We start from the raw sequence: 1545 nt of genomic DNA, 5'->3' as shown, positions 1-1545 counted from the left end.
GGGGGCTCTCCCACGTTAACCACCCACCACACAACCACCCCCAAAACCCACGGGACGCTCTCGCAGCCGGGCCGCGCCGGCACACCGGCCGCACCGCCGCCCAACGTTCCCAACGGCCGAAACCAGCATCAAGCGAGAGAGCGTCGCCGCGGGGACGTGAGCCTTCCCATGTATCTCCCCAACGGCACGGCTGAGAATCCTTTGGAAGCAGCCGTTGTCCGCGCGATCGTCAGGATGCGGGTGGGAGGGGCTCGATGGCGGTGCGCCGTAGGAACTGCTCGCAGCCGGGCATGGTGGTCCATGGTGTGGCGAAGACCCGGTCATCGCCGCACCGGCAACGGATGTGCGTTGGTGGTTGGAACGCATCAGTTCGAGGACGCCATGAGGTCCAGGATGAATCGGGCCATTTGTACGCGGCTGGCTACGAATGCCCGTAGTTCTTCCGAGTCGGGCTCTGCCAAGCGCTGGGTGGCTACCGCCTGGAGGCCGGCAAAGAGTGCCATGGACGCTGCGTGCCCGCCCAGGACCGTCGTTTCCGCGACATTGGCGCCGGATTCGGCCAGTCCCTCGCAGTAGGGGGCCCTGCATAGCGGTTCCAGGCGGTAGAGTTCTTTCCCGCCCATGGTGCTTGGTTGACCCGACCCAGCCAGCCAGCAGTTGGCCGAGGCCGAAACCTGGGCACGCGCTCCCGTAGAGGCCCCAGTCAATGACGGCGAAGTTAGTTGATCCGCCCGGACGTCCGGAGTTGGTTTCGATCAGGTGGTTTTATGGGCTGGCGTCACCGTGTGCGGTGAGCTGGGGGAGGGCGATGATTTCTTCCACCGCCGCGCTGCCGGCAAACCGGCCAAGCCGCGCTGCCGCATTGCGGAACCGTGCGTCTGACCAACCGTCGCCGCCTTCTTCAGTCACGTCTTCCATCCAGATGGCTATGCGTTGTTCGTCCAATTCCTCAATGCTGTAGAGCGTGGGTAGCCGGCCGCCGTGTGGCATGGCATCGGCCAGTCCCGACGCATACACCTCCGCTTCCGTACGCCACCGGTAATGGTGTGCCAGGTCTGCCCTGAAAGCTGGCGGGACCTGTGCGATTCCGTTCCACAGCAGGGGGGATTGGCTAAGTTTGATCACCACGCTGAAGGGGACGGAGGTGATGCTGAACATGGGAAACGTGATTTGCGCGGCGCTGGCCGAAACGAGGTCTGCGCTTGGCCTTCCCAAGACAACGGCGGCTAGGTCCGCCAGCTTGCGGGCGCTCACCGATGCGGCGCCGAGGGTGTCCATGTTCTCGAGTGCGGCGGGCTTCATGGTAACCGCTGTGACGGAATGACCGTGGTCCCCGGCGCTAATCACTGAACCGACTCATCTGACTCAATGGTCAAGTCAAGCATTGACCGGAGTCAATGGCCCGCCACATATTGCGACCAGCTTTGCCGGCGCCTTGAAGAGTTCCGGACCCCTACGTGTCAGGGTTGGGTGAGGCCAGTACCTCATAGCAACTTCGTCTAATTCGTAGGGCGAGAATCAGGATCATCACCAATGTCTGTCTCC

At 63.2% G+C, this 1545-nt stretch carries 2 protein-coding genes; both read right to left on the bottom strand.

Annotated elements, in window-relative coordinates; genetic code table 11:
* Positions 1 to 365: 365 nt before the first annotated feature.
* Complete coding sequence (locus ABIB27_RS19300) at positions 366 to 623, bottom strand: hypothetical protein (protein ID WP_354254701.1); 258 nt, start codon at positions 621 to 623, stop codon at positions 366 to 368.
* A 142-nt stretch (positions 624 to 765) separates the two neighbouring features.
* Entirely contained in the window at positions 766 to 1302 is a 537-nt protein-coding gene (locus tag ABIB27_RS19295; RefSeq protein WP_354218024.1) for a hypothetical protein, read from the bottom strand.
* Between the last annotated feature and the right edge of the window lie 243 nt (positions 1303 to 1545).

The organism is Arthrobacter sp. UYEF21 (genome assembly GCF_040546085.1).
Taxonomy (GTDB): domain Bacteria; phylum Actinomycetota; class Actinomycetes; order Actinomycetales; family Micrococcaceae; genus Arthrobacter.
This window is presented reverse-complemented; position numbering and strand designations above follow the sequence as displayed.

Coding starts and splice junctions, on each gene's coding strand:
- ABIB27_RS19300 (WP_354254701.1), bottom strand. CDS start 623: ATGGGCGGGAAAGAACTCTACCGCCTGGAACCGCTATGCAGGGCCCCC.
- ABIB27_RS19295 (WP_354218024.1), bottom strand. CDS start 1,302: ATGAAGCCCGCCGCACTCGAGAACATGGACACCCTCGGCGCCGCATCG.